The 24,495-nt window shown below is 71.5% G+C and carries 24 protein-coding genes; 4 read left to right on the forward strand and 20 right to left on the reverse strand.

The genetic code is table 11. The features are described from left to right. Nucleotides 1-27: 27 nt before the first annotated feature. The 3 genes from AAEP86_RS13695 to AAEP86_RS13705 all read right to left on the reverse strand — a co-directional run bounded on the left by AAEP86_RS13695 (nt 28) and on the right by AAEP86_RS13705 (nt 2,599). Entirely contained in the window at nt 28-210 is a 183-nt protein-coding gene (locus AAEP86_RS13695) for a hypothetical protein (RefSeq protein WP_420367868.1), read from the reverse strand. A 129-nt stretch (nt 211-339) separates the two neighbouring features. Then, on the reverse strand, nt 340-969 hold the full coding sequence (gene rpsD, locus AAEP86_RS13700; RefSeq protein ID WP_022905490.1) for a 30S ribosomal protein S4: 630 nt from the start codon (nt 967-969) through the stop codon (nt 340-342). Between the two features lie 229 nt (nt 970-1,198). Continuing rightward, nucleotides 1,199-2,599: a replication-associated recombination protein A gene (locus AAEP86_RS13705; RefSeq protein WP_420367869.1), complete on the reverse strand. Its 1,401-nt coding sequence runs from the start codon at nt 2,597-2,599 to the stop codon at nt 1,199-1,201. A gap of 106 nt (nt 2,600-2,705) precedes the next feature. Here AAEP86_RS13705 and AAEP86_RS13710 point away from each other — a divergent pair, with 106 nt between their 5' ends. Then, the gene (locus AAEP86_RS13710; RefSeq protein ID WP_420367870.1) at nt 2,706-3,521 is read left to right on the forward strand and encodes a peptidylprolyl isomerase; all 816 of its coding nucleotides are present in this window, start codon (nt 2,706-2,708) and stop codon (nt 3,519-3,521) included. Nucleotides 3,522-3,633: 112 nt separating this feature from the next. Further along, nucleotides 3,634-4,866 (forward strand): DUF349 domain-containing protein, encoded by a 1,233-nt coding sequence (locus tag AAEP86_RS13715; RefSeq protein WP_420367871.1) that lies wholly within the window; start codon nt 3,634-3,636, stop codon nt 4,864-4,866. 118 nt (nt 4,867-4,984) lie between these two features. Here AAEP86_RS13715 and AAEP86_RS13720 read toward each other — a convergent pair whose 3' ends face one another. Genes AAEP86_RS13720 through AAEP86_RS13740 form a run of 5 tightly spaced genes read right to left on the reverse strand, consistent with a single transcriptional unit; the run spans nt 4,985 to nt 8,227 of the window. Continuing rightward, nucleotides 4,985-5,947, reverse strand: a complete 963-nt coding sequence (locus AAEP86_RS13720) for a bifunctional riboflavin kinase/FAD synthetase (RefSeq protein ID WP_420367872.1) — start codon at nt 5,945-5,947, stop codon at nt 4,985-4,987. Nucleotides 5,948-5,956: 9 nt separating this feature from the next. Beyond that, nucleotides 5,957-6,403 carry a hypothetical protein gene (locus AAEP86_RS13725; protein WP_420367873.1) on the reverse strand — a complete coding sequence of 149 codons (447 nt, stop codon included), beginning with the start codon at nt 6,401-6,403 and terminating at the stop codon, nt 5,957-5,959. 45 nt (nt 6,404-6,448) lie between these two features. Continuing rightward, nucleotides 6,449-6,814 carry a hypothetical protein gene (locus AAEP86_RS13730; protein ID WP_420367874.1) on the reverse strand — a complete coding sequence of 122 codons (366 nt, stop codon included), beginning with the start codon at nt 6,812-6,814 and terminating at the stop codon, nt 6,449-6,451. Next, nucleotides 6,811-7,752 carry a tRNA pseudouridine(55) synthase TruB gene (truB, locus tag AAEP86_RS13735; RefSeq protein ID WP_420367875.1) on the reverse strand — a complete coding sequence of 314 codons (942 nt, stop codon included), beginning with the start codon at nt 7,750-7,752 and terminating at the stop codon, nt 6,811-6,813. The genes AAEP86_RS13730 and truB overlap by 4 nt, the downstream gene beginning before the upstream one ends. A gap of 28 nt (nt 7,753-7,780) precedes the next feature. Continuing rightward, nucleotides 7,781-8,227 (reverse strand): hypothetical protein, encoded by a 447-nt coding sequence (locus AAEP86_RS13740; protein ID WP_420367876.1) that lies wholly within the window; start codon nt 8,225-8,227, stop codon nt 7,781-7,783. A 97-nt stretch (nt 8,228-8,324) separates the two neighbouring features. Between AAEP86_RS13740 and AAEP86_RS13745 the strand changes: the two genes are divergently transcribed. After that, the gene (locus AAEP86_RS13745; protein ID WP_420370495.1) at nt 8,325-9,191 is read left to right on the forward strand and encodes an A/G-specific adenine glycosylase; all 867 of its coding nucleotides are present in this window, start codon (nt 8,325-8,327) and stop codon (nt 9,189-9,191) included. 10 nt (nt 9,192-9,201) lie between these two features. Here AAEP86_RS13745 and rbfA read toward each other — a convergent pair whose 3' ends face one another. From rbfA to AAEP86_RS13805, 12 genes are all read right to left on the reverse strand, one after another. Next, complete coding sequence (gene rbfA / locus AAEP86_RS13750; RefSeq protein ID WP_420367877.1) at nt 9,202-9,651, reverse strand: 30S ribosome-binding factor RbfA; 450 nt, start codon at nt 9,649-9,651, stop codon at nt 9,202-9,204. Nucleotides 9,652-9,761: 110 nt separating this feature from the next. Then, nucleotides 9,762-12,632, reverse strand: coding sequence for a translation initiation factor IF-2 (infB, locus tag AAEP86_RS13755; protein WP_420367878.1), 2,871 nt, complete (start codon nt 12,630-12,632; stop codon nt 9,762-9,764). Nucleotides 12,633-12,706: 74 nt separating this feature from the next. Further along, entirely contained in the window at nt 12,707-13,033 is a 327-nt protein-coding gene (locus AAEP86_RS13760; protein ID WP_420367879.1) for a YlxR family protein, read from the reverse strand. A 111-nt stretch (nt 13,034-13,144) separates the two neighbouring features. Beyond that, a complete protein-coding gene (gene nusA / locus AAEP86_RS13765) occupies nt 13,145-14,140 on the reverse strand; it encodes a transcription termination factor NusA (RefSeq protein WP_420367880.1) in 996 nt (331 codons plus the stop codon). A gap of 163 nt (nt 14,141-14,303) precedes the next feature. After that, on the reverse strand, nt 14,304-16,055 hold the full coding sequence (locus AAEP86_RS13770) for a proline--tRNA ligase (RefSeq protein ID WP_420367881.1): 1,752 nt from the start codon (nt 16,053-16,055) through the stop codon (nt 14,304-14,306). A 46-nt stretch (nt 16,056-16,101) separates the two neighbouring features. Further along, on the reverse strand, nt 16,102-17,235 hold the full coding sequence (gene ispG / locus AAEP86_RS13775; RefSeq protein WP_420370496.1) for a flavodoxin-dependent (E)-4-hydroxy-3-methylbut-2-enyl-diphosphate synthase: 1,134 nt from the start codon (nt 17,233-17,235) through the stop codon (nt 16,102-16,104). 74 nt (nt 17,236-17,309) lie between these two features. Continuing rightward, nucleotides 17,310-17,861: a cysteine hydrolase family protein gene (locus AAEP86_RS13780; protein ID WP_420367882.1), complete on the reverse strand. Its 552-nt coding sequence runs from the start codon at nt 17,859-17,861 to the stop codon at nt 17,310-17,312. Beyond that, nucleotides 17,858-19,306 carry a purine-cytosine permease family protein gene (locus AAEP86_RS13785; RefSeq protein WP_420367883.1) on the reverse strand — a complete coding sequence of 483 codons (1,449 nt, stop codon included), beginning with the start codon at nt 19,304-19,306 and terminating at the stop codon, nt 17,858-17,860. The genes AAEP86_RS13780 and AAEP86_RS13785 overlap by 4 nt, the downstream gene beginning before the upstream one ends. Before the next feature lie 34 nt (nt 19,307-19,340). Beyond that, entirely contained in the window at nt 19,341-20,675 is a 1,335-nt protein-coding gene (locus AAEP86_RS13790; protein WP_420367884.1) for a M50 family metallopeptidase, read from the reverse strand. A 113-nt stretch (nt 20,676-20,788) separates the two neighbouring features. Beyond that, a complete protein-coding gene (dxr, locus tag AAEP86_RS13795) occupies nt 20,789-21,892 on the reverse strand; it encodes a 1-deoxy-D-xylulose-5-phosphate reductoisomerase (RefSeq protein WP_420367885.1) in 1,104 nt (367 codons plus the stop codon). A 2-nt stretch (nt 21,893-21,894) separates the two neighbouring features. Continuing rightward, nucleotides 21,895-22,866 (reverse strand): FKBP-type peptidyl-prolyl cis-trans isomerase, encoded by a 972-nt coding sequence (locus tag AAEP86_RS13800; RefSeq protein ID WP_420367886.1) that lies wholly within the window; start codon nt 22,864-22,866, stop codon nt 21,895-21,897. Between the two features lie 6 nt (nt 22,867-22,872). Next, complete coding sequence (locus AAEP86_RS13805; protein WP_420367887.1) at nt 22,873-23,349, reverse strand: OsmC family protein; 477 nt, start codon at nt 23,347-23,349, stop codon at nt 22,873-22,875. 67 nt (nt 23,350-23,416) lie between these two features. On the opposite strand from AAEP86_RS13805, the gene AAEP86_RS13810 reads away from it, so the two are divergent. Then, entirely contained in the window at nt 23,417-24,409 is a 993-nt protein-coding gene (locus tag AAEP86_RS13810; RefSeq protein ID WP_420367888.1) for an asparaginase, read from the forward strand. Nucleotides 24,410-24,495: the final 86 nt, after the last annotated feature.

Consider the following 24,495-nt stretch of genomic DNA (forward strand, 5'->3'; position numbering starts at 1 on the left):
TGCGGCTGCTGCGGGTGGGTCGACGGGTCAGTCGTCGGTGCGGAGCTCGGCGTCGCGCGAGCGGTAGCCGTCGGCGACGGCCCCCGTGAAGGCCTTTGCACGGGCGTCCACGTCGGCGAAGAACCGGGCCCCGCCGGGGGTGTTCGCGATCCGGTGGGCGGCGGCGAACCCGATGACGACGCCGATGACGACGAAGAACAGCTGCTTCACGGTGCCTCTCCCTCTCCGCACGCGGGCGGTGCGTGCCCAGACGATCTTACTGACCGTGCTGGGCGGGAACGCCGAACGGCGGGCCGTCCTGTGGAGAGGACGACCCGCCGTTCGGGTGTGATCAGGAGATCAGCGAGCTGCGTAGTACTCGACGACGAGCTGCACTTCACAGGTCACGGGGACCTCGGCGCGCTTCGGACGACGGGCCAGGCGGGCCTGGAGCTTGTCGATCTCGACCTCGAGGTAGCCCGGGACCTTCGGGAGGACTTCCTGGTGGCCACCGGCGGCGGCGACCTGGAAGGGCTCGAGCGACTCGGAGCGCTGCTTCACGTGGATGAGCTGGCCCTCCTTGACGCGGAAGGAGGGACGGTCGACGAGCTTGCCGTCGACGAGGATGTGGCGGTGCACGATCAGCTGACGGGCCTGCGCGGTCGTGCGGGCGAAGCCGGCACGGAGCACGAGGGCGTCGAGGCGCTGCTCGAGGAGCTCGACCAGGTTCTCACCGGTCAGGCCCTTCGTCTTGCGGGCCTCTTCGAAGACGATGCGGAGCTGCTTCTCGCGGATGCCGTACTGGGCGCGCAGACGCTGCTTCTCACGGAGACGGACGGCGTAGTCGCTGTCCGCACGACGGCGGGTGCGGCCGTGCTCACCGGGGCCGTAGGGGCGCTTCTCGAGGTACCGGGCCGCCTTCGGCGTCAGCGGGATGCCGAGCGCGCGAGAGAGGCGGGTCTTGCTGCGGGTGCGTGACTTGGTAGACACAGGGTCCTTTTCTCTGTCTGAACTGAATGACTCGTCGGACACCGGGCGCACACGTGCGAGCGGTCCCGACGACGGGATCCAGAGGGATGAGCCTGTGGGATCGGACGGCTACAGTCCGAACCTCTGCCCCCGTACCACCGGAGTGGCACTCTGTCCTCGACGCAGCCGTGCTCGAGGACCAGGACGTAGGCCAGGCAATGCTAGCAGGGTCGGGACCGCACGAGAAGCATCACTGCCCGCGCGTGATCCTGCGGAGTCGTTCGAGTCGGGGGCCGACCTCGCGCTCGAAGCCGTTGCCGGTCGGCGTGTAGTACTCGGTGCCCTCGAGGGCGTCCGGCAGGTACTGCTGCTCGGCCACCCCGTGCTCGGCGTCGTGCGAGTAGACGTAGCCCTTGCCGTGCCCCAGCCGCTTGGCGCCGGGGTAGTGGGCGTCACGCAGGTGCACCGGGACCACGCCGAGACGCCCGGCCTTCACGTCGGCGATCGCGGCGTTCACCCCGTTGTAGGCGGCGTTCGACTTCGGGGCGGTCGCCAGGTAGACCACGGCCTCGGCCAGGGGGATCCGGCCCTCGGGCATGCCGATCAACTGCACGGCCTGGGCGGCGGCGACCGCGATCGGCAGGGCCTGCGGGTCGGCCATGCCGATGTCCTCGGACGCCGAGATGATGATCCGGCGGGCGATGAACCGGGGGTCCTCGCCAGCCTCGATCATGCGGGCCAGGTAGTGGAGCGCGGCGTCGACGTCGCTCCCCCGCACGGACTTGATGAACGCACTGATGACGTCGTAGTGCTCGTCGCCCTGCCGGTCGTACCGCAGCAGTGCCCGGTCGACGGCTGCGGCGACGGTGTCCGCGTCGATCACGGGCACGGTCTCGACCCCGTCGAGTGCGTCGTCCGCGTCGTCGTCGTGGCCCTGCGCTGCGACCGCCGAGGACGCGGCGGCCTCGAGCGCGGTGAGCGCCCGTCGGGCGTCGCCGGAGGACAGCCGGACGATCGCGCTGCGTGCTTCGTCGCCGAGGACGACCGAGCCGCCGAGCCCACGCGGGTCCTCCACCGCACGATCCACGAGCATGCCGAGGTCGGCGTCGGTGAGGGGCTTGAGCGTGAGGAGCAACGACCGTGACAGCAGCGGCGAGATGACCGAGAACGACGGGTTCTCGGTGGTCGCCGCGATGAGGATGACCCAGCCGTTCTCGACGCCGGGCAGCAGGGCGTCCTGCTGCGCCTTGCTGAACCGGTGGATCTCGTCGAGGAACAGGACCGTGGTGGCGCCGTACAGGTCGCGGTGCGTGAGCGCCTTCTCCATCACCTCGCGCACGTCCTTGACGCCGGCGGTGACCGCGGAGAGCTCGACGAACTCGCGCCCGGACTGCCGGGCGATCGCCTGCGCCAGCGTCGTCTTGCCGGTGCCGGGCGGCCCCCAGAGGATCACGGAGACGCCGCCGGGGTTCTCGCGCGTCCCGGTGGCGAGCTGCACGAGCGGGCTGCCGCGACCGAGCAGGTGCTGCTGGCCGGCGACCTCGTCGAGACTGGTGGGACGCATCCGGACCGCGAGCGGGACGGAGCCCTGGGCGAGGCCGGCGTGCCCGCCCGTCGTGGGCGCGCGCATGCCCGAACGGTCCGTTGCCATGCGTCGATCGTAGGCCGACCCGGTGACAGGGGCGTGCCTCCCGGGGCTCGGGAGTGCCGGTTCCGCTACGCTCGTCGCACAGTCGACGAGAGGTCCGAAGAGCACCGTGGCACCGAAGAACCAGGCGCGTGACAACCGCGAGGCGCGCGAGCGCCTCCGCCTCTACGAGGCACGACAGGGGCTGCACGACCGGCAACGCCGTCGTCGCCTGCGGGACAACCTCGTCGCCCCGGCGGTCCTCGTGCTGGTCGCCGCGCTCGCGACGGGCTCGCAGCTGGCCTTCGCCGGATCGCAGGACGGAGGCGGGAAGGCCGATGCGAGCGCCAGTGCCACCGCGACCCCGACGCCGACCGCCAGCGCGACCCCGGCGAACACCGGCGACGTCCCGAGCAAGACCATCGCGAAGGACTCCACCTGGACCGGGTCACTGACGTTGAACAAGGACGTCGACCTCGGCATCGAGCTCGACGGCCGGAAGGCCCCGCAGGCCGCGAGTGTCGAGATCAAGCTCATCCAGGAGCAGTTCTACAACGGCACCACCTGCCACCGCCTCGCCGACAGCAGCGACTTCAAGTTCCTGCAGTGCGGGTCCGCGAACGGCGACGGCACGGGCGACGCCGGGTTCCAGTACGGCCCCCTCGAGAACGTCCCGACCGACGGCCGGTACGCGAAGGGCACGATCGCGATCGCCCGCGGCGCGACCCCCTACTCGCAGTCCACGCAGTTCTTCATCGTCTTCGGCGACACCACCCTGGACGGGTCGACCGGCGGGTACACCGTGGTCGGGAAGGTGACCAGCGGCCTCGACGACCTGGTGTCGGAGATCACCTCGAAGGGCATCTCGTCGGCCGGCGACGACGGCAGCGGCGAGCCGAAGGTCGCGACGAAGATCACCGGCGCGACGATCGAGCGCGAGAAGTAGTCCACAGGCGCGCCGTCCGGCGGGTCGCGGAGCCCGTCCGTGCAATAGGCTGACGACCTGACCGTGCCGACGGCGACGTCGGTGATGCACGACCACGATCGAGGCGAGACCTGTGGCACCTGACGAAGCAACGACCTGGGGGCGGGTCGACGAGAACGGGACGGTCTACGTCCGGTACGAGGACACCGAGAAGGCCGTGGGTGAGTACCCCGACGCCACGCCGGAGGAAGCCCTGGCCTACTTCGCGCGCAAGTACGCGGACCTCGAGGGCCAGGTGAAGATCGCCGAGCAGCGCGTCCAGCGCGGCGCTTCGGCGAACGACGTCGCCCGCACCGTGGAGCACCTGCAGGCCCTCGTGGCCGAGGCGCGGGTCGTCGGTGACCTCAAGTCCCTCGAGACGCGCGTGGGTGCGCTCACCGAACAGCTCGGCTCCCTCACCAAGGAACAGGCGGAACAGGCCCAGCAGGCCCTGGCGGACGCGCTCGCGCACCGCACCGCCCTGGTCGAGGAGGCCGAGGCGCTCGCTGCGGTCGACCCCGCCCGCGCGCAGTGGAAGCAGATCACCGCGCAGCTCGACGACGTCTTCGCGCGGTGGCAGCAGCACCAGCACGACGGCCCCCGCATCCCGAAGAACGAGGCCAACGACCTCTGGAAGCGGTTCCGCGCCGCCCGCTCGACGGTCGACCAGCACCGGCGCGCGTTCTACTCGGAGCTCGACGCCCAGCACCGCGACGCCCGGAACCGCAAGCAGGAACTCGTGCAGCAGGCCGAGGCGCTCGCGCCGCGCGGCGCCGAGGCGATCGGTGCGTACCGCGACCTGCTCGACGACTGGAAGGCCGCCGGACGCGCGGGCAAGCGCCACGACGACACCCTCTGGGCCCGCTTCAAGGCCGCCGGGGACGTCCTGTTCGAGCAGCGACACGCCGAGGCCGCCGCCGAGAACGAGGAGTACTCCGAGAACCTCGTCGCGAAGCAGCAGCTCCTCACCGAGGCCGAACCGCTCCTCCAGGCGACCGACCGTGTCGCCGCTCGCCGGACCCTCACGGGCATCCAGCGTCGGTGGGACGAGATCGGGAAGGTGCCCCGCGGGGACGTCCGCCGCATCGAGGACCGCCTGCGCGCCGTCGAGGACCACGTGCGCAGCCTCGAGGACCAGCACTGGAAGGCGTCCGACCCGGAGCGCAAGGCCCGTCAGACCGGTCTCGCGAGCCAGCTCGAGGACGCCATCGGCAAGCTCGAGGCCGAACTCGCCGAGGCGCAGGCCTCCGGCGACGCCCGCAAGATCAAGGACGCCCAGGAAGCCCTCGACGCGCGGAAGATCTGGCTCGACGCGCTGGGCGGCTGACCCGCTCGCACACACGACAGGAGCCCCCGCGACCATCCGGTCGCGGGGGCTCCTGTCGTGCCGGGGCTCCTGTCGTGCCGGGGCTCCTGTCGTGCCAGGTCTCCCGTCGTGCCGGGTCTCAGACCGGGGCCGGCAGCCCGAGCAGGAGTCGGATGTCGAGGTCGTCCTGGCGCATCTGCTCGGCGAGCTCGTCCATCGACGAGAACTTCACCATGCCGCGGACGTACGAGACGAACAGCACCGTGATCGTGTCGCCGTAGAGGTCGATGTCGACGTCGAGCAGGTGCGCTTCGATCTGCTTGGCCGGCACGCCCTCGAAGGTCGGGTTGTTGCCGACGGACACGGCCGCCGGGTAGACGGTGCCGTCGTGCAGCACCCGCGCCGCGTACACGCCGTCCGCCGGCACGAACCCCTCGCACGCCGGATCGAGGTTCGCCGTCGGGTAGCCCATGGCGCGGCCCCGCTGGTTGCCCCGCACGACGACACTGCGGACCGCGTGTTCCCGGCCGAGCAACCGCGCGGCCTCGGCGACCCGCCCGTCGCCGAGCAGCTCGCGGATCCACGTCGAGGAGACGCGACGCTCACCCTCGGGGCGGACGTCGTCCACCAGGTCGACGTCGTCGATGAGTTCGACGGCGAACCCGTGCTGGGCGCCGAGCGACCGGAGCAGCGTGACGTCCCCGGCGCCCTTCGCCCCGAAGCGGAAGTCGCTGCCGACGAAGACGAGTCGCGCGTGGAGGGTGTCGACCAGGATCTCCGAGACGAAGGCCTCGGCCGACTTCGACTGCAGGTCCGGGTCGAACCGGAGGAGCAGGGTCGCGTCGACGCCGACCTCGTCGAGGAGTTCGCGCCGCTGTGCCGCGCTCGTCAGCGCCGGCGGGACCTTCACGGGGTCGATGACGTTGAGCGGGTGCCGGTCGAAGGTGACGACGGTGGACACGAGCCCCTGCTCGCGCGCCGCACGTTCGAGGTGCGCGATCACCGCGCGGTGCCCGACGTGGACGCCGTCGAACTTGCCGATCGTGACGGCGCTCGGCCCGAAGCCCTGCGCCACGTCGGCGGTGTCGTCGTAGTACTGCACGTCGCTCCCCTACTCGCCGGCCGAGACGGACGCGGGGTGCGCCGTGTCGGCTGCGACCGCGGTGCGGTGGTGCTTGCGGAGCCACCAGAGCCCCGCGGCCGGCAGCACGAGCGGCGCGAACGCGTACCCGAGGCCGTAGTAGGACCAGATCGTGTCGTCGGGGAAGAGCGCACGGTCGACCAGCGAGAGCGTGCCGATCACGAGGACGCCGGTCATCTCGAAGGCGATCGTGACGCAGGCGACGCGGTACCAGGTGCGCCCCGGGACGATGAGCGCGATCATCGCCACGATGTACACGACCGCGGCGACGGCGCTCAACGTGTAGGCGAAGGGCGCGAAGTCGAACTTCTCGATGATCTGGACGACGCTCCGACCGGTCGCCGCCAGGGCGAGGACGCCGTAGACGGCGATGAGGACTCGGCCGATGCCGGTCGCGAGGGAGGATCTGGTCGCCATTGCACCGATTCTACCGACGCTCCGGACACTCGACGACGCGGGACGTCAGTTCAGCGCGAACCAGATCTGGTACATCCGGTACACCATCACGGCGACCGTGAACGCACCGGCGCCGAGGACGACCGTGCTCCACTTCGTCCGGTCGATCAGCGCCCAGATGATCGTCGCCGGCGGGACGAGCAGGACGGAGACCGCGTACACGCCGAACTCCAGCGCGTTGCCCTTCGGCGGGCTGCCGACCGCGGGCAGGACGAGCGCGATGACGCCCTGGGCGAGGAGGAGCAGCTCCACGAGGACCAGCGACCCCACCGTGTAGTCGTTCGGCTTCCACCCGACGAACCCGACGACGACGGCGAACAGCCCGGCGACCACGGCGATCACCAGCTGCACCCACATGAACCACTCGATCACGCGTTCGCTCCGGTCGGGGTCGGGAAGTTGGTGATGACGCGGAGCAGGCCGCGTCGCACGGACACGAGCCCGACCAGGCGGTCGTCACGCGCGGTGACCGCGGCGACCGGGCCGTCGGTGTCCGGGTGGTCGGCGCTGATCCGCTTGCCGTCGGCGAGGTCCTTCGCGCCGATCGCGTCGAGGGTGACGACGGGGAAGAGTCGCCGGGCGATGTCCGCCGGACGGGCGAGGGCCGCGCGGACGTCGACGGCGTCGTCCTCGAGGTCGATCGCGTCGTCGACCGAGAACGGGCCGACGTCGGTCCGGCGGAGGGCCGTCAGGTGTGCTCCGGTGCCGAGTGCCGCGCCGACGTCACGGGCGAGCGCACGGACGTAGGTGCCCGACGAGCAGTCGACGACGACGTCGAGGTCGACCACGGCGACGTCCGTCCCGTCGACGGTGACGACGTGTTCGTCACGACCGGTCACGTCGAAGCGCGAGACCGTCACGGCCCGCGACTGCAGGACGACCTCCTCGCCCTTGCGCGCCAGGTCGTACGCGCGGCGACCGTCGACCTTGATCGCGCTGACCGTCGACGGCACCTGCGAGATCGCACCGCGTTGCGCGGCGACGGCGGCCTCGACCGCCGCCTCGGACACGTCGGCCGCTGCGGTGCCGACGGCGGCGGTCGGCGAACCGTCCGCGTCGTCGGAGTCCGTCGCGACGCCGAGACGGATGGTCGCGGTGTACGTCTTGCCGAGGCCGACCAGGTGCGTGAGGAGCCGGGTCGACGGACCGATGCCCAGCAGCAACAGGCCGGTGGCCATCGGGTCGAGGGTCCCCGCGTGGCCCACCTTCTTCAGGCCGAGTCGACGTCGCGCGATCGACACCACGCGGTGACTGGAGATCCCCTGCGGCTTGTCGACCAGGAGGATGCCGTCGGGCGCGGTTTCGAGCACCAGAGGAGGCTACCAGCGGTGGCCGACGTCAGCAGGCGTCGTTCCACTCGCGGCGGGGGTGCTCCGGATCGGAGACGTCGAGCACCGCCGACGCGGCGATCTTGACGTCGGCCCGACGCTCGAGCCGGCCGTCCTCCTGCTCCACCCACAGCGACCAGCGCCAGAGCCGGTGCGCTCCGTGCGCCAGCACACCGCGACCGTGCACCACGAGCACGCCGTCGCCCGCACCGGTCGTCCGGAAGGGCGTGATGATGTCCGAGCGGAGCACGTCGGCGTCGCTCGTCGGTGCCGCGGCCGCCATCGCCGACACCCCGTGCTGCTTGAAGCCCTCGACCAGGGCGGAGGCCACGCGCTCGAGGTCGGTGCCTTCCTGTCCGTCGATGCCGATGACGGTGCGGTTCGTGCCGACCTGCGCGATCACCTCGGCCGCGATCGCGGCCATGGTGTCGGTCTCCTGGGGTGCCCAACGTGCCATGCACCCACCGTAGGCTGTCGTGGTGAACGCGAGTCGCGCCTCCCGGCAGAATGTGGACAACCCGCCGACCGTCGCCGACCCGCAGGACCGTCCCGACATCGCGACCCCGCTCGTCGCCTGGTTCCGCACCCAGGCGCGGGACCTGCCCTGGCGGCGTCCCGGCTTCCCCGCGTGGGGGACGCTGGTCAGCGAGATCATGCTGCAGCAGACGCAGGTCGCGCGCGTCGTCCCGCGCCTGGAGGCGTGGCTCACCCGTTGGCCGACGCCCGCGGACCTCGCGGCCTCACCCCCGGCGGACGCGGTGCGGGCCTGGGACCGGCTCGGCTACCCCAGACGGGCGCTCGCGCTGCACGCGGCCGCGACCGCCATCGCCGACCGTCACGACAACGTGGTCCCCCGCGACGTCGACGCGCTGCTGGCGCTGCCGGGCATCGGCGACTACACCGCGCGGGCGGTCGCGGTGTTCGCCTACGGCGACCGCCACCCGGTCGTCGACGTCAACGTCCGACGGGTCCTGGCCCGGGCGCTCCTCGGACAGGGCCAGCCCGGCCCGGCGAAGGCCAAGGTCGACCTGCCGTTGATGGAGTCGGTCCTGCCGTCCGACCGCGACGCCGCGGCGGCGACGAACGCCGCCGTGATGGAGCTGGGCGCCCTCGTGTGCGTCGCCCGCTCCCCCGCGTGCGACGTCTGCCCGATCGCCGACCGCTGCGCGTGGCGGGCGGCCGGGTACCCGGAGCACGACGGACCCCGCGCGCCCAGGCAGGCTCGGTTCGCCGGCAGCGACCGACAGGTGCGCGGCCTCGTCATGGCCGAGTTGCGGGCCAGCGACGTGCCGGTGGGACGCGACGAGGTCGCGCTGGTGTGGCCCGACGCCGCACAACTCGACCGGGCGCTCGCGTCGCTCGTCCGCGACGGGCTCGCCGTCGGCGACGACGCGAGCGGGTACCGGCTACCGGAGGGCTAGGCGCCCCGGGTCAGGCCCGGTCGTCCTCGGCGGACTCGTCGTCCTCGTCGTGCTTGTACGGGTCGGCGTCGCCGGCGTAGGTCGCGCCGGCAGCGACCGCACGCACCTGCTCGTCACGCACCTGGGCCTGCACGAGCAGGTCCTCCATGTGCGCCGAGGTCTCCGGCAGCGCGTCCGCGATGAACTCCAGCGACGGCGTCAGCCGCGCCGTGATGTTCTTGCCGACCTCGCTGCGAAGCATGCCGGTCGCGGCCTTGAGTGCCGCCGCGGAGTCCGCGCGCTCCTCGTCGGAGCCGTACACGGTGTAGAACACCGACGCGTGCTGCAGGTCACCGGTCACGCGGACGTCGGTGATCGTCACGAACCCGAGCCGCGGGTCCCGCAGACCCTTGTCGAGTCGACGGGCGACGACTTCCTTGATGCGGTCCGCCATCTTGCGTGCGCGCTGCGGATCGGCCATGGGTGCCTCCTGGGGCAGTGGCGGGACGGTTCCCGCCGGTGGTCCTGTGGAACGGGGTCGGGCCCCGGCCTCCCCCGAGGGGGAGGCCGGGGCCCAGGGTACGCACGCGACTAGTCGCGCGGCTTCTCGACGAGCTCGGTGGTCTCGATCTCGTCGCCGATCTGGATGTCGTTGAACTTGCCCAGACCGATACCGGCTTCGAAGTCCGTCCGGACCTCGGTCACGTCGTCCTTGAAGCGACGCAGCGACTCGATGGCCAGACCATCGGCGAGCACCACGCCGTCACGGATGACGCGCGCCTTGGCGTTGCGCGTGATCGTGCCGGAGCGGACGATGACACCCGCGATGTTGCCGAACTTCGAGGAACGGAACACCTCGCGGATCTCGGCGACGCCCGACTGGACCTCTTCGTACTCGGGCTTGAGCATGCCCTTGAGGGACTGCTCGATGTCCTCGAGTGCGTTGTAGATGACCGAGTAGAAGCGCACGTCGATGCCTTCGCGCGCCGCACGCTCGCGGGCCTTGACGTCCGGGCGGACGTTGAAGCCGACGACGATCGCGTTGTCGATCGTGGCGAGGTCGATGTCCGACTCCGTGATCGCACCCACACCGCGGTGGAGGATCCGGAGCTGGACACTGTCGTCCACCTCGATGTCCAGGAGCGACTGCTCGAGCGCCTCGACGGCACCGGAGACGTCACCCTTGATGATGAGGTTGAGCGAGTCGACCTTGCCCTCTTCGAGTGCACGGGTGAAGTCCTCGAGCGAGATGCGCTTGCGGGCCTTGGCCAGCTGGGCGTTGCGCTCGGCGGCCTCACGCTTCTCGGCGATCTGACGTGCCGTGCGGTCCTCTTCGGTGACGAGGAACGTGTCACCGGCGCGGGGCACCGAGGACAGACCCTGCACCTGGACCGGACGGCTCGGCGTCGCGGCCTTGACCGCCACGCCGTTCTCGTCGGTCATCGCACGGACGCGGCCGTAGGCCGTCCCCGCGACGATGGCGTCGCCGACGTGGAGCGTCCCGGACTGGATGAGGACGGTCGCCACCGCACCGCGGCCCTTGTCGAGCCGTGCTTCGATCGCGACGCCTCGGGCGTCCTTGTCGGGGTTCGCACGCAGGTCGAGACCGGCGTCGGCCGTGAGCAGCACCGCGTCCAGGAGGTCCTGGATGCCGATGTTCTGACGAGCCGAGACGTCGACGAACATGACGTCGCCGCCGTACTCCTCGGCCACCAGGTTGTACTCGGTGAGCTGCTGGCGGACCTTGGCCGGGTTCGCGCCTTCCTTGTCGATCTTGTTCACCGCGACGACGATCGGCACACCGGCCGACTGCGCGTGGTTCAGTGCCTCGATCGTCTGCGGCATGATGCCGTCGTCCGCCGCGACCACGAGGATCGCGATGTCCGTGACCTGGGCACCACGGGCACGCATGGCCGTGAAGGCCTCGTGACCCGGGGTGTCGATGAACGTGATCGGACGCTCGATGCCCTCGTGCTCGGTGACGATCTGGTACGCACCGATGTGCTGGGTGATGCCACCGGCCTCGCCCTCGACGACCTTCGAGTTGCGGATCGCGTCGAGCAGTCGGGTCTTGCCGTGGTCGACGTGACCCATGACGGTGACGACCGGGGGACGCTGCTGCAGGACGGAGTCGTCCTCGTCGGCGTACTCGGCGTCGATGTCGATGTCGAAGCCCTCGAGGAGCTCGCGGTCCTCGTCCTCGGGCGAGACGATCTGGATCTTGTAGCCCAGCTCGTCGCCGAGGACCTCGAACGTGGCCTCGTCCAGCGACTCGGTCGCGGTCGCCATCTCACCGAGGTGGAACAGCACCGTCACCAGGTTGCCGGGCATGGCGTCGATCTTGTCCGCGAAGTCCGAGATGCTCGCACCGCGACGGAGTCGGACGACCGTGTTGCCGTCGCCACGAGGGACCTGCACACCGCCGAGCGACGGCGCCTGCCGCATCTCGTACTCGGCGCGCTTCGTCCGCTTCGACTTGCGGGCACGGCTCTTGCCGCCACCGCGACCGAACGCACCAGCGGTGCCACCACCGGGGCCACGACCACGGCCGCCGCCACCGGCGGGACGCGGGCCGCTGAACGCCGGACGCGGGAAGCCGCCACCGGCACCACCGGCACCGCCCGGACGACCACCGGGGCCGCCACGACCGCCGCCGCCCTGGCCCGGGCGCTGCCCGAAGCCGTTGGGACGGTTGCCCTGACCGGGTCCACCGGGGCGCGGGGCGCCCGGACGGGGAACACCCGGACGCGGCGGAGCCGGACGCGGGATGCCGTTGCCGCCACCGGAGCCGGCTGCGGGGCGCTGCCCCATGCCCTGGTTCGAGGAGTACGGGTTGTTGCCCGGACGCGGCGGGCGCGAGCCCATGCCCTGGCTCGACGCGTACGGGTTGTTGCCGGGACGGGCGCCCGGCTTCGGGCCACCCGGCTTCGGGCCGGCGGCTGCACCCGGCTTCGGGGCTCCGCCGGGCTTGACGGCGTCACCCTTCGGCTGGGCCTGGCCACCGTCGCCGGTGTCCGCAGCGGCCTTCTCGGCTGCGGCGGCCTTGCGGGCCGCCTCGGCCTCGGCCTGGCGCTGTGCGACCGACTTCGGCGCTGCCTGGACGGGCGCGTCGGGGGTGTCCTCGGCGGGCTTCGCCTCGGCCGCCGGAGCGGGCGCGGGACGGGCCGGACCGGGCTTCACGCCGCCGGGCTTCGGGGCGTTCGATCGCGGAGCAGGGGTGCCGGGGGCGGTGCCGCCCGGCTTCGGGGAAGCCGAACCGGCCGCGGGGGCGGGTGCCGCGGCGGGCTTCGACGCCGGGGCGCCGTCGGCCTGCAGCGCAGCACGCAGCTTGCGCGCGACGGGGGGTTCGACGCTGGAGCTCGGGCCCTTGACGAACTCGCCGAGTTCCTTGAGCTTCTCCATTGCGGTCTTGCTGTCGACACCGAGTTCGGATGCGATCTCGTGTACGCGTGGTTTTGCCACTGTTCTCCTTCACGGGTCCCACCCCGTGAAGGGGCAGGACTCAATGGATGACGGGTCTCATTTCGAGCCGCTCATCAGTTGTCCATAAGCCGTTCAGCCTGTTCTGTCGTGTCCTGGTGACGCGCCTGCTCGGTGCTCCCAGCTGATCGCTGGAGGGCTTCGAGGTAGTCACGGACCGCGGACGTGTCCGGTTCATGGTCCAGCCGGAGCGCCCGGCGGAAAGCCCGGCGCTTGACGGCCTGATCATGTGCTTCGACCGTCGGTGTGAGCCATGCTCCCCGACCCGGCATGACTGCCTTCGGGTCCGCCACGACGCGACCGTCGCTCAGGGCGACGACACGGAGGAGGGAGGACCGGGGTGCACGACGGCGACTGCCGATGCATGTTCTGACGGGAACCACCTTACTCCTCCCCTCCGACGACCGCGATCCGGCACGCCCGGACCGGACATGCCACGAGCGAACCCGGCCGGCGTGCGGCGGCGGACCGCACGGCCGACCGGACCTCGGGCGTCAGTCCTCGCCGTCCAGGATCGAGTCCGGCTGGATGTCGATGCGCGCACCGGTGAGCTTCGCGGCGAGGCGGGCGTTCTGCCCCTCTTTCCCGATCGCGAGCGACAGCTGGTAGTCCGGCACGAGGGCACGGACCGCCTTCGTCGAGGCGTCGAGCACGAACGCACTCGTCACCTTCGCCGGCGAGAGCGCGCTCGCGACGAACGAGGCCAGGTCCGACGAGTAGTCGACGATGTCGATCTTCTCGGCGCCGAGCTCGGTCGTCACGGCACGGACACGGGCGCCGAGTTCGCCGATGCAGGCACCCTTGGCGTTCACGCCGGGCTCGTTCGCCTTGACCGCGATCTTCGTGCGGTGCCCGGCCTCGCGGGCGAGCGAGGTGATCTCGACGACACCGGACGCGATCTCCGGGACCTCGAGCGCGAAGAGCTTCCGCACGAGCCCCGGGTGGGTGCGCGACACGGTGATCTGCGGGCCCTTGGCACCGCGGCCGACGCTGGTCACGTACACGCGGAGACGCGAACCGTGCTTGTACTCCTCGCCGGGCACCTGCTCCTCGGGCGGCAGGATCGCCTCGACGGTGCCGAGGTCGACGTGCACCATCTTCGGGTTCGGGCCCTGCTGGACCACACCCGCGACGATGTCGCCCTCCTTGCCGCGGAACTCACCGAGGATCTTGTCGTCACCGATGTCGCGCAGGCGCTGGTTGATGACCTGCTTGGCGGCGAACGCAGCGATGCGGCCGAAGTCGCTGGGCTGGTCGACGGCCTCGCCGACGACGGTGCCCTCCTCGTCGCGCTCGGGCACGAAGACGGACACCTCGCCCGACTTGCGGTCGAGCTCGACGCGGACCTGCGCGTCGATCGGCTCCTCGTTCTCGGCGCGGTGCTTCTGGTACGCCGTCAGGATGGCCTGTTCGATGATCTGGACGAGTTCGTCGAACGGGATCTCCCGCTCACGCTCCATGAGTCGCAGGACTGCGAGATCGATCTTCACCGAGGGCCTCCGTATTCAGATGAGTCGCTCCCGCGGATGGAACCGCGCGGAAGTCGGCGACCAGACTACCGCACTGCGCCTCGCGGACCGGTCCTGGACCGGTGACGGACCGGAGGCGCGGTGCCAGCCGGCACCGCGCCTCCCGTCCGTCCTGGGCGGCCGGCTAGATCGCGCGGACCGCGTCCAGCAGCTCCGCGACCGGGACGTCGCGACGCTCGCCGCTCGCTCGGTCCCACAGCTCGACGACGCCGTCGGCGGCGCCGCGCCCGGCGACGACCACGACCGGCATGCCGAGGAGTTCGGCGTCCCGCAGCTTCACGCCCGGCGACACCTTCGGACGGTCGTCGTACACGACCTCGAAGCGCTCGCCCTCGAGCTGCGCGACGATGTCGGTGGCGAGGTCGTAGGCGACCTCGTCCTTGCCGGTGGCGACGACGTGCACGTCGAAGGGCGCGACGTTCTTCGGCCAGGCCAGGCCCTTCTCGTCGTTGTGCGCCTCGGCCAGGATCGCGAGGATGCGCGTCACCCCGATGCCGTACGAGCCCATCGTGACGGTGGCGAGCTTGCCGTTCTCGTCCTGCACCTTGAGGCCCAGCGCCTCGGCGTACTTGCGCCCGAGTTGGAAGACGTGGCCGATCTCCATGCCACGGGCGGTCTCGAGCGGTCCCGAGCCGTCCGGAGCCGGGTCACCGGCACGCACGTCGGAGACCTCGGCGACCCCGTCGGCCACGAAGTCACGTCCGGCGACGAGCCCGGACACGTGCACGCCGCGCTCGTTCGCGCCGGTGATCCAGCTCGTGCCGTCGACGACGCGGGGGTCGACGAAGTAGCGGATGCCGGTGGCGCTGTCGGCACCGAGGACCTGCGGGCCGATGTAGCCCTTGACGAGGCCCTTGTGCTTGCGGAAGTCGTCGTCGCCGGCGGCCTCGACCTCGGCCGGGCCGAAGGCGACCTCGGCGCGCTTGAGGTCGACGTCGCGGTCACCCGGCAGTCCGACGACGACGACCTCGCGGGTGCCGTCGAGGTGGGTGAGCGCGAGGACGACGTTCTTCAGGGTGTCCGCCGCGGTCCACGGGGCGCCGTCGCGCGGGGCGACCTCGTTGGCGTGCGCGACGAGGGTGTCGATCGTCGGGGTGTCCGACGCGGGCAGGAGCACCGGTTCCGGCCGGCCCTCGATCGGCAGTGCGTCCGGCACGGGCGTGACGTAGGCCTCGACGTTCGCCGCGTAGCCGCCGGCGCTGCGGACGAAGGTGTCCTCGCCGACGCCGATCGGGTGCAGGAACTCCTCGGACTTCGAGCCGCCCATCGCGCCGGCGTCCGCCTTGACGATGACGTAGTCGAGGCCGAGCCGGGCGAAGATCTTCTCGTAGGCGTCGCGCATCACCTGGTAGCTGCGCTCGAGCCCCTCGTCGGTGAGGTCGAACGAGTAGGCGTCCTTCATCGTGAACTCGCGGCCGCGCAGCAGCCCGGCGCGCGGACGGGCCTCGTCGCGGTACTTGTCCTGGATCTGGAACAGCGTGACCGGCAGGTCCTTGTAGGAGCCGTAGAGGTCCTTCACGAGGAGCGCGAACATCTCTTCGTGCGTCGGCGCGAGCAGGTAGTCGGCACCCTTGCGGTCCTGCAGGCGGAACATGCCGTCGCCGTACTCGGTCCAACGGTTCGTCGCCTCGTACGGCTCCCGCGGCAGGAGCGCCGGCAGCAGGACCTCCTGCGCTCCGGCGGCCACCATCTCCTCGCGGATGATGTGCTCGATGCGCGCGCGGACCCGCAGGCCGAGCGGCAGCCAGGCGAAGATGCCCGGGGCCTGGCGACGGACGTACCCGGCGCGGACGAGCAGCTTCGCGCTCGTCACCTCGGCGTCGGAGGGGTCGTCGCGGAGCGTACGGAGGAACAGATGCGAAAGCCGTGTGACCACGCGGCAAGCCTAGCGGCGGCGCCGGGCCACGCGCGGCCGGTGACGGCTAGACCGTGGTGACGACCTCGGGGGAACCGGTCGCGGCGGCCGGCCCCATCTCGTCGGCGATGCGGTTCGCCTCGGCGATGAGCGTCTGGACGATCTCGGCTTCGGGCACGGTCTTCACGACGGTGCCCTTGACGAAGATCTGCCCCTTGCCGTTGCCGGACGCGACGCCGAGGTCGGCCTCACGTGCCTCACCCGGACCGTTCACGACGCAGCCCATGACGGCGACGCGGAGCGGCACGGTCATGCCCTCGAGCCCCTTCGTGACGTCGTTGGCGAGCTGGTACACGTCGACCTGGGCGCGGCCGCAGCTCGGGCAGGAGACGATCTCGAGCTTGCGCTCGCGCAGGTTCAGGGACTGCAGGATCTGCAGTCCGACCTTCACCTCTTGAGCGGGCGGGGCCGAGAGGGACACGCGGATGGTGTCGCCGATGCCCTCGGCGAGCAGGATGCCGAACGCCGTGGCGCTCTTGATCGTGCCCTGGAACTCCGGGCCGGCCTCGGTCACGCCGAGGTGCAGCGGCCAGTCCCCCGCCGCGGCGAGCTGGCGGTAGGCCTTCACCATGACGATCGGGTCGTTGTGCTTGACCGAGATCTTGAAGTCGTGGAAGTCGTGCTCCTCGAACAGGGAGGCTTCCCAGACGGCCGACTCGACGAGGGCCTCGGGGGTTGCCTTGCCGTACTTCTGCAGCAGGCTCGGCTCGAGCGAGCCGGCGTTGACACCGATGCGCAGCGAGACGCCGGCGTCCTTCGCGGCACGGGCGATCGCGCCGACCTGGTCGTCGAACTTGCGGATGTTGCCCGGGTTCACGCGCACCGCGGCGCATCCGGCGTCGATGGCCTGGAAGACGTACTTCGGCTGGAAGTGGATGTCGGCGATCACCGGGATCTGCGACTTCTTCGCGATGATGGGCAGTGCGTCGGCGTCGTCCTGGCTGGGGACCGCGACGCGCACGATGTCACACCCCGAGGCCGTCAGCTCGGCGATCTGCTGCAGCGTCGCGTTGATGTTGGTCGTCGGCGTCGTGGTCATCGACTGCACGGAGACCGGCGCGTCGCCGCCCACGAGCACCTTGCCGACCCGGATCTGCCGGGACTTGCGGCGGGGGGCGAGGGTTTCGGGGACTTTCGGCAGACCGAGGTTCACTGCTGGCACGTGGTGCACTCTACGCGCTCCCGGTGACGGGCAGCCGCGTGCGCGCGGGATGCTCAGACCACGCTGATGAGCGGTGCGTAGAGGCGCATCGTGGCGAGGGCCCGCTCGTGGTCCTCGTCGCTCGCCCCGGCGCACGCGTCGGCGACGACCGTGACCGTGGCACCCGCGTCCGCGGCCGCCAGCGCGGTGGAGAGCACGCAGCAGTCCGTCGAGACACCGGCCAGGACGAGGTGCGGGTGGTCGCCGGTGACGGCCTGGAGGCGCGTCCCCCACTTGCCGAAGGTCGGCTCGGTGACGACGGGGTCGCGTCGGTCCGCCGCGGCCGCCGCGAACGGTTCGGTGAGGTCCCAGAGCGGGTCGTCGTCGGGGCGGAGGGCGAAGGGCCAGTCGCGGTAGTAGGGCACCCACGCACCCTGCGGGCGCTCCGGCGCGACGAACCGGGTGAAGACGGTGCGGCCGGTGAACCGCGGCAGCAGCCGTTCGACCCCGGCGGTCGCGTGGTCGTAGCGGGGCGTCGCCCAGGGGCTGTCCCCCGTGAACACCTGCTGCATGTCGACCACGACCAGCCAGGCGTTGTCCGCCGGGTCGTCGACCGGCGTGCTCACCGGGCGGCCTCCTGCCGGCGGACCGCCCCGCGTGCGCTCAGGACGGTGCCGACGAAGCCGACGACGAGGGCCACGAGCACCCCGAGGTTCGCGTACGCCCACGCGCCGTCACGACCGCCGAGCCCCAGCGGCCCGAGCAGGTAGCCCTGCCAGTTCAGCCACGACGGCACGCCGTAGGTGTTCGTCACGAGGCCCCACCCGAGCGCGGTCCCGACGACGACCAGCGCGACGGCCCCCCACCGGACGTCGCCGTAGCGGCCGCGGCGGTCCTCGAGCTCACGTTCGGCGTACGGGCCACGGCGGAGGAGCACGTCCGCGACGAACACCCCGCACCAGGCGGCGATCGGGACGCCGAGCGTGACGAGGAACGCCTGGAAGGGCTGGATGAACGAGCGGGCGAAGAACACCACGTAGACCGCGCCGGCGACCATGACGACGCCGTCGACCCCGGCGGCGACGGGCCGCGGGATGCGGATGCCGGCGCTGAGCAGCGCGAGACCGGACGAGTAGATGTCGAGCACGGCCCCACCGACGAGGCCGAGCACCGCGACGAGGGCGAACGGGATGAGGAACCACACCGGGAGCACCGTCGTCAGCGCCCCGACCGGGTCCGACCCGATCGCCGCGCTGAGGTCCTTCGAGGAGCCGGCGAGCAGGATGCCAACGACGACCAGGATCGCCGGGGCGAGCGCACCGCCGAACGTGGTCCAGCCGACCACGCCGCCGGTCGACGCCGAGCGGGGCAGGTACCGGGAGTAGTCGGCGGCGGCGTTCACCCAGCCGAGGCCGAAGCCCGTCATGACGAGCACGAGCGCACCGATGACGTTCTGCGCGCTCCCCGCCGGCAGTGCGGTGATCGCCCCGAGGTCGATCGACGGCGCGGCGAGGACGACGTAGACGACCGTCAGGACGCCCGTGACGACCGTGATCCACGTCTGCAGGCGCATGATCACGTCGAACCCGGCGATGCCGGCCCCGACCACGAGCGCCGCGACCACGACGAGCGCGACGAGCTTCGTGAGGACGCCGTCGTCCCAGCCGAGCTCGCGGAACACGGTCGAGGTCGCGAGGACCGCCAGCGACGCGAGCGCGGTCTCCCACCCGACGGTGAGGACCCAGCTGAGGAACGCCGGCAGCCGGTTCCCCCGGACCCCGAAGGCGGCGCGTCCGAGCACCATCGTCGGCGCCGAACCCCGCTTGCCCGCGATCGCGACGATGCCGCACAGCAGGAACGAGAACACGACCCCGACGACGGCGACGATCGACGCCTGCCAGAACGAGATGCCGAAACCGAGCACGAAGGACCCGTAGCTGAGCCCGAGGACCGAGATGTTCGCGGCGAACCAGGGCCAGAAGAGACCGCGCGGGCGCCCCTTCCGGTCGGACTCGGCGATGACGTCGGTGCCCTGCCGCTCGACCGTGCGGACTTCGGGAGCTGTGCTCATGGACAGATCGTAGTGGCCCGTCCGGGCGCGGCGGCTACCCGAACAGGTTCACCGGCCGCACGATGTCGGCGTAGATGAGGAGCGCGCTCATCCCGCCGAGCAGGACCACCACGACCATCGTCAGCGGCATCGTCTTGGCGAGGTCGATGGGTCCGGGGTCGGCCTTGCCGACGAGCCGGAACGAGCGGCGCTTCACGGCCTCCCACAGCGCCCCGGCGATGTGCCCGCCGTCCAGCGGCAGCAGCGGCACCATGTTGAGGACGAACAGGCCGATGTTGAGCGATGCGAGCAGCCCGAGGATCGTGTACGCCTTGTCGACCACCGGAACGCCGCTCATCGACGACACCTCGCCGATCGCGCGGCCGACGCCGACCACGGAGACGGGGCTGTCCTGCGACCGCTCCTGCGCACCGAAGGCCGCGTTCCACACCGCGACGAGGCGCTGCGGCAGGTCGATGATGAGGTGCGCCGAGGCCGAGATCTGCGCACCCGTCGCCGGCAGCACCGCGGCCGGCGACTGCCGGACCAGGGACTGCCCGATGCTGACACCGACGACACCGACCTGCTGCGTCTTCGCCGAGCCGTCGTCGTTCTTCGCGACCGTGCCGTCGGCCGTGTACACGTCGCGCGTGGCGGTCGTGGGCGTGATGTGGAGCGTCTTCTCGCTGCCGTCGCGGTCGACGACGACGGTGACGTCCTCGCCCGCGGAGCGCTGGAACACCTCGGACACCCGGCTGATGGTGGGGTCCTGCTCCCCGTCGACCGACAGCACGACGTCGCCCGAGCGGATGCCGGCCTGCTTCGCCGGCGAGACCGCGTCGCCCGCGGTGCACGTCGTCGCCTGGCTGGTCGGCAGGACGCAGTCGACGCTGGACGTGAAGGTCGTCGTCGGTGCGCCGAACCCGACGAGCAGCACGCCGAACAGGAAGATCCCGATCACGAGGTTCATGGCGGGGCCGGCGACCATGACGATGATCCGCTTCCAGGGCGTCAGGCGGTAGAACGCCCGCGCGTCGTCTCCGCCGGAGTCGGCGATCTGCTCGGCGCTCGCCTGCCGGGCGTCCTGGACGAACGCGCCGTACATCCCGGTGTTCGTGATCGCGCTCGGCCCGCCCGACGCCCGCGGCTTCAGCATGCCGACCATCGAGATGTACCCGCCGAGCAGGATCGGCCGGATGCCGTACTCGGTCTCGCCCCGGCGGAAGGACCAGATCGCCTTGCCGAACCCCAGCGAGTACTGCGTGACCTTGACGCCGAACAGCTTCGCGAAGGACAGGTGCCCGAGCTCGTGGAGTCCGATCGAGACCAGCAGGCCGACGATGAAGACGACCACGCCGAGGACGAAGAGCAGGACGGATTCGACGGTCACCGGGAAAGCGTACGGGACGCTCGCCATGACGGAGCCGAGCACACCCTGGGAGGTGCGCCGCGCCTCCAGACCGTCTCGTGGTCACCGGTTCCGGTCAGGAGGCGCGACCGGCGTCAGCGGGACAGCGCGCGGTTCGCCGCGGTGCGCGCCCAGCGCTCCGCCGCGAGGACGCCCTCGAGGGAGGGCTCCCCCGGCGTGTGGTCGTCGACCACGCGCTCCACCGTCTCGACGATGTCGAGGAACCCGATCGCGCCCGCGTGGAACGCGGCGACCGCCTGCTCGTTCGCCGCGTTGAAGACGGCCGGGAAGGTCGCGCCGGCCTCACCGACGCGCTTCGCGAGGGCGACCGCCCCGAAGGCGTCGCCGTCGAGCGGTTCGAAGGTCCAGGTGCTCGCCGTCGCCCAGTCGAGCGGCACGCCGACGTGCGGCACCCGGTCCGGCCAGGCGAGCCCGAGCGCGATCGGCAGCCGCATGTCGGGCGGCGAGGCCTGCGCGATCGTCGACCCGTCGGTGAACTCCACCATCGAGTGCACGACGGACTGCGCGTGCACGGTGACGTCGATGCGGTCGTAGGGGACGTCGAAGAGCAGGTGCGCCTCGATGACCTCGAGGCCCTTGTTGACGAGGGTCGCGGAGTTCGTCGTCACGACCAGACCCATGTCCCACGTCGGGTGGGCGAGCGCCTGCGCCGGCGTCACGTCGCGGAGCTCGTCGCGGGACCGGCCGCGGAACGGCCCACCGCTTGCGGTGAGGACGAGGCGGCGGACCTCGTCGGCGGTCCCCGAGCGGAGCGCCTGTGCGATCGCGGAGTGCTCGCTGTCGACGGGGACGATCTGGCCGGGGGCCGCCGCTGCCTGCACCAGCGGCCCGCCGACGATCAGGCTCTCCTTGTTGGCGAGCGCGAGCGTCGCGCCCGACGCGAGCGCGGCGAGCGTCGGACCGAGCCCCACGGAGCCGGTGATGCCGTTGAGGACCACGTCGGCCTCGACGCTGCGCACGAGGCGTTCGGAGTCCTCGGCGCCGAACGCGGTGTCGCGGACGCCGAAGCGTGCCGCCTGCTCGGCGACGAGTCCGCGCTTGCTGCCGGCGGTCAGGCCGACGACCTCGAACCGGTCCGGGTTGCGGGCGACCACGTCCAGCGCCTGGGTGCCGATCGACCCGGTGCTGCCGAGCACGACGACCCGACGCCGGGCCCCGGCTCCCGCCGCCCCCGTCACGGTCAGCCCTTGGCGAGGATGTCGACGACGAACACGAGGGTGGCGTTCTTGGGGATGCCCGAGCCCTCCTGCGGGTTCGCACCGTAGCCGTCCTCGGGGGTGACGACGATGAGCACCTGCGAGCCGACCTTCTGCCCGACGAGTCCGGTCACGAAGCCCTTGATCAGCGAGCCCTCGGAGATGGTGAAGGTCGTCGGGGCGCCCTTCGACCAGGACGAGTCGAACTCCTTGCCGGTGTCGTAGACGACGCCCTTGTACTGCACGAGCGCGGTGTCGCCGTCGGCGATGGTCGCGCCGGAGCCCTGCTTGATGACCTCGGGGGTGGTCTTCGTCGGCGCGGCCACGCCCTTCGGGATCGTGATCGTGGGCTCGCCGTCGGCGGCGTCCTTCACGGTCGGGAGCTTGGGGTCCTGCGTCTTCGCCGTGCCGGTCGCCTTCGTCGGGGTCTGCGCCACCACGTCCGCGACCACGACGATCTCGCCACCGGTGTTGAAGCCGAGCGCCGAGGACTGCCCGACGACGGCGACGCGGTCGCCCACGTTCGTGCACGCGAGGAGCGCGCCGAAGCCCGACCCGCCGACCGACAGGACCTGCGGGTTGCCCTGGTCGAAGCCGACCGTGCCGAGCTTCTTGGCGTCCGACGCCTGGTAGACGCTGTACGAGACCTGGGCGTACTGGCCGTCCTTCAGGGCGGCACCCTTGCCCTGCACGACCGTCGACGCCTGGGGCTTCGCGACCGACAACCCGTCCTTGAACGTCACCGTGGGCGCGGTCGTGCCGCCGAAGGCACCGGTCGCGGTGATCGCCTTCGAGGACGAACCCGGCTTCGGGCAGGAGGTGATCGCCGAGGCGGAAGCGCTGGCGGACGGGGTCGGGCTGGCCGACGACCCGCCTGACCCGGAACCGGAGCACGCGGCGAGTCCCAGCACGACGGCGGGGACGAGGGCGATCGGGAGGAGACGCAGACGCTTCACGAGGCCCTAGTCTGCCGCACGCACCTTGGTGTGCGGGGCATGGTGCACGGGGAACGCCACCGAACGGGCGATGAAGCACAGCTCGTTGGCCTTCGCGTGGGCGGCCTCGGCGTCGGCGACGCGGTCGGCCTCGAGGATCGTGACCACGGGGTGCAGGGTCGTCCCGGTGAGCTCGCCGGTGCCGTCAGGGTACGAGACGAGGGTCGCGACGGCGCGGTCCTCGTAGTCCACGACGGTGAACCCCTGCGTGACCGCGACGTAGAGGTAGCTCATCATGTGGCACTGGGCGAGGGCGGCGACGACCATCTCCTCCGGGTTCCACCGGTCACGGTCGCCGCGGAACGTCGGGTCGGCCGAGCCGGCGATGTCGTGCTTGCCGACGGCGGAGAGGACGTGGTCACGGCCGTAGTCGCGGTAGCCGCTCGTGCCGGTGCCGCGGTCGCCGGTCCAGCGGACGGAGACCTCGTAGGAGTGGTCGGTCACGGTGGGTCCTTCGGTCGGGGGCGGGTGGCGGCCGGAACGGGGTGGGTGGCGTCGGTAGGGTGGCGGCATGACGGTGAGCTCCGAAGTCCGCACTGATCGCCATCCTCTCACCGCCGCCGGTTCGGTCGAGCTGGCGGTCCTCGACCGCAACGGCTTCGACGAGAGCCGGCACGTCGGCGCCGGCGTGGTCGTCGCCCCCGACGGCACCGTCCTCGACGCCGTGGGTGACGTCGGTGCGAGTGTCTACCCCCGCTCCACGATGAAGCCCTTCCAGGCGCTGGCGATCCGTCGCGCAGGCGCGGTGTTCTCGGACGAGGAGCTCGTGCTCACCACGGCCAGCCACGCGGGCACCGCGGCGCACCAGGCGATCGCTCGGCACATGCTCGAGTCGTTCGACCACGTCGAGGAGGACCTCGGCTGCCCGCCGGACCTGCCGTTCGACCGAGCCACCGCGCGGACGATGGACGGTCCCCGCCGCCTGGCCATGAACTGCTCCGGCAAGCACGCCGGCATGCTCGCCGCCTGTCGCGTCAACGGGTGGGACGAGGCCACCTACCTCGACGTGACGCACCCCCTGCAGCAGCGGGTGCGCGACACCGTCGAGGAGTTCACCACCGAGACCGTCGACGTCGTCGGGACGGACGGGTGCGGCGCTCCCGTGTTCCCGCTCACGCTCACCGGTCTCGCCCGGGGGTTCGCCGGGGTCGTCGCCCGCGCCGAGGCGGACACCGCGGCGCTGACCGACGCGGTGCTCGACCACCCCTGGGCACTCGACGGCATCGGCCGGGCGAACACCGTCACGATCGAACGGCTCCGTGTGCTGGCGAAGCTCGGAGCCGAGGGCGTCATGGTGATGGGTCTGCCCGGCGGAGCAGCCGTGGCGGTGAAGACCCTCGACGGCTCGCAGCGGGCGGGGACCCTCGCCGCGCTGACCCTGCTCGAGCGGAACGGCCTGGTCGACGCGGCCGGGGTCGCCGACGTGATGGCGGCGACGGGCGAGCAGGTCCTCGGCGGCGGGGTTCCGGTCGGGACGATCCGGGTCGGCGACGGGCTCCGCTGACCGGAGGCCGACGGTGCAGGATCGCCGCTGACCGCGGCCGACGGTGCGGGGTCGCCGCTGACCGCGGCCGACGGTGCCGGGTCGCC

The sequence above is a fragment of the Curtobacterium sp. L1-20 genome (genome assembly GCF_048755855.1).
In the GTDB taxonomy this organism is placed as follows: Bacteria; Actinomycetota; Actinomycetes; order Actinomycetales; family Microbacteriaceae; genus Curtobacterium.

What these genes read in the sequence shown, in the direction of transcription:
- AAEP86_RS13705 (WP_420367869.1), bottom strand. Translation starts at nt 2,599, where the DNA reads ATGGCAACGGACCGTTCGGGCATGCGCGCGCCCACGACGGGCGGGCAC.
- rbfA (WP_420367877.1), bottom strand. Translation starts at nt 9,651, where the DNA reads ATGGCCGATCCGCAGCGCGCACGCAAGATGGCGGACCGCATCAAGGAA.
- AAEP86_RS13810 (WP_420367888.1), top strand. Translation starts at nt 23,417, where the DNA reads ATGACGGTGAGCTCCGAAGTCCGCACTGATCGCCATCCTCTCACCGCC.
- AAEP86_RS13725 (WP_420367873.1), bottom strand. Translation starts at nt 6,403, where the DNA reads ATGGCGACCAGATCCTCCCTCGCGACCGGCATCGGCCGAGTCCTCATC.
- AAEP86_RS13785 (WP_420367883.1), bottom strand. Translation starts at nt 19,306, where the DNA reads ATGAGCACAGCTCCCGAAGTCCGCACGGTCGAGCGGCAGGGCACCGAC.
- AAEP86_RS13740 (WP_420367876.1), bottom strand. Translation starts at nt 8,227, where the DNA reads ATGGCACGTTGGGCACCCCAGGAGACCGACACCATGGCCGCGATCGCG.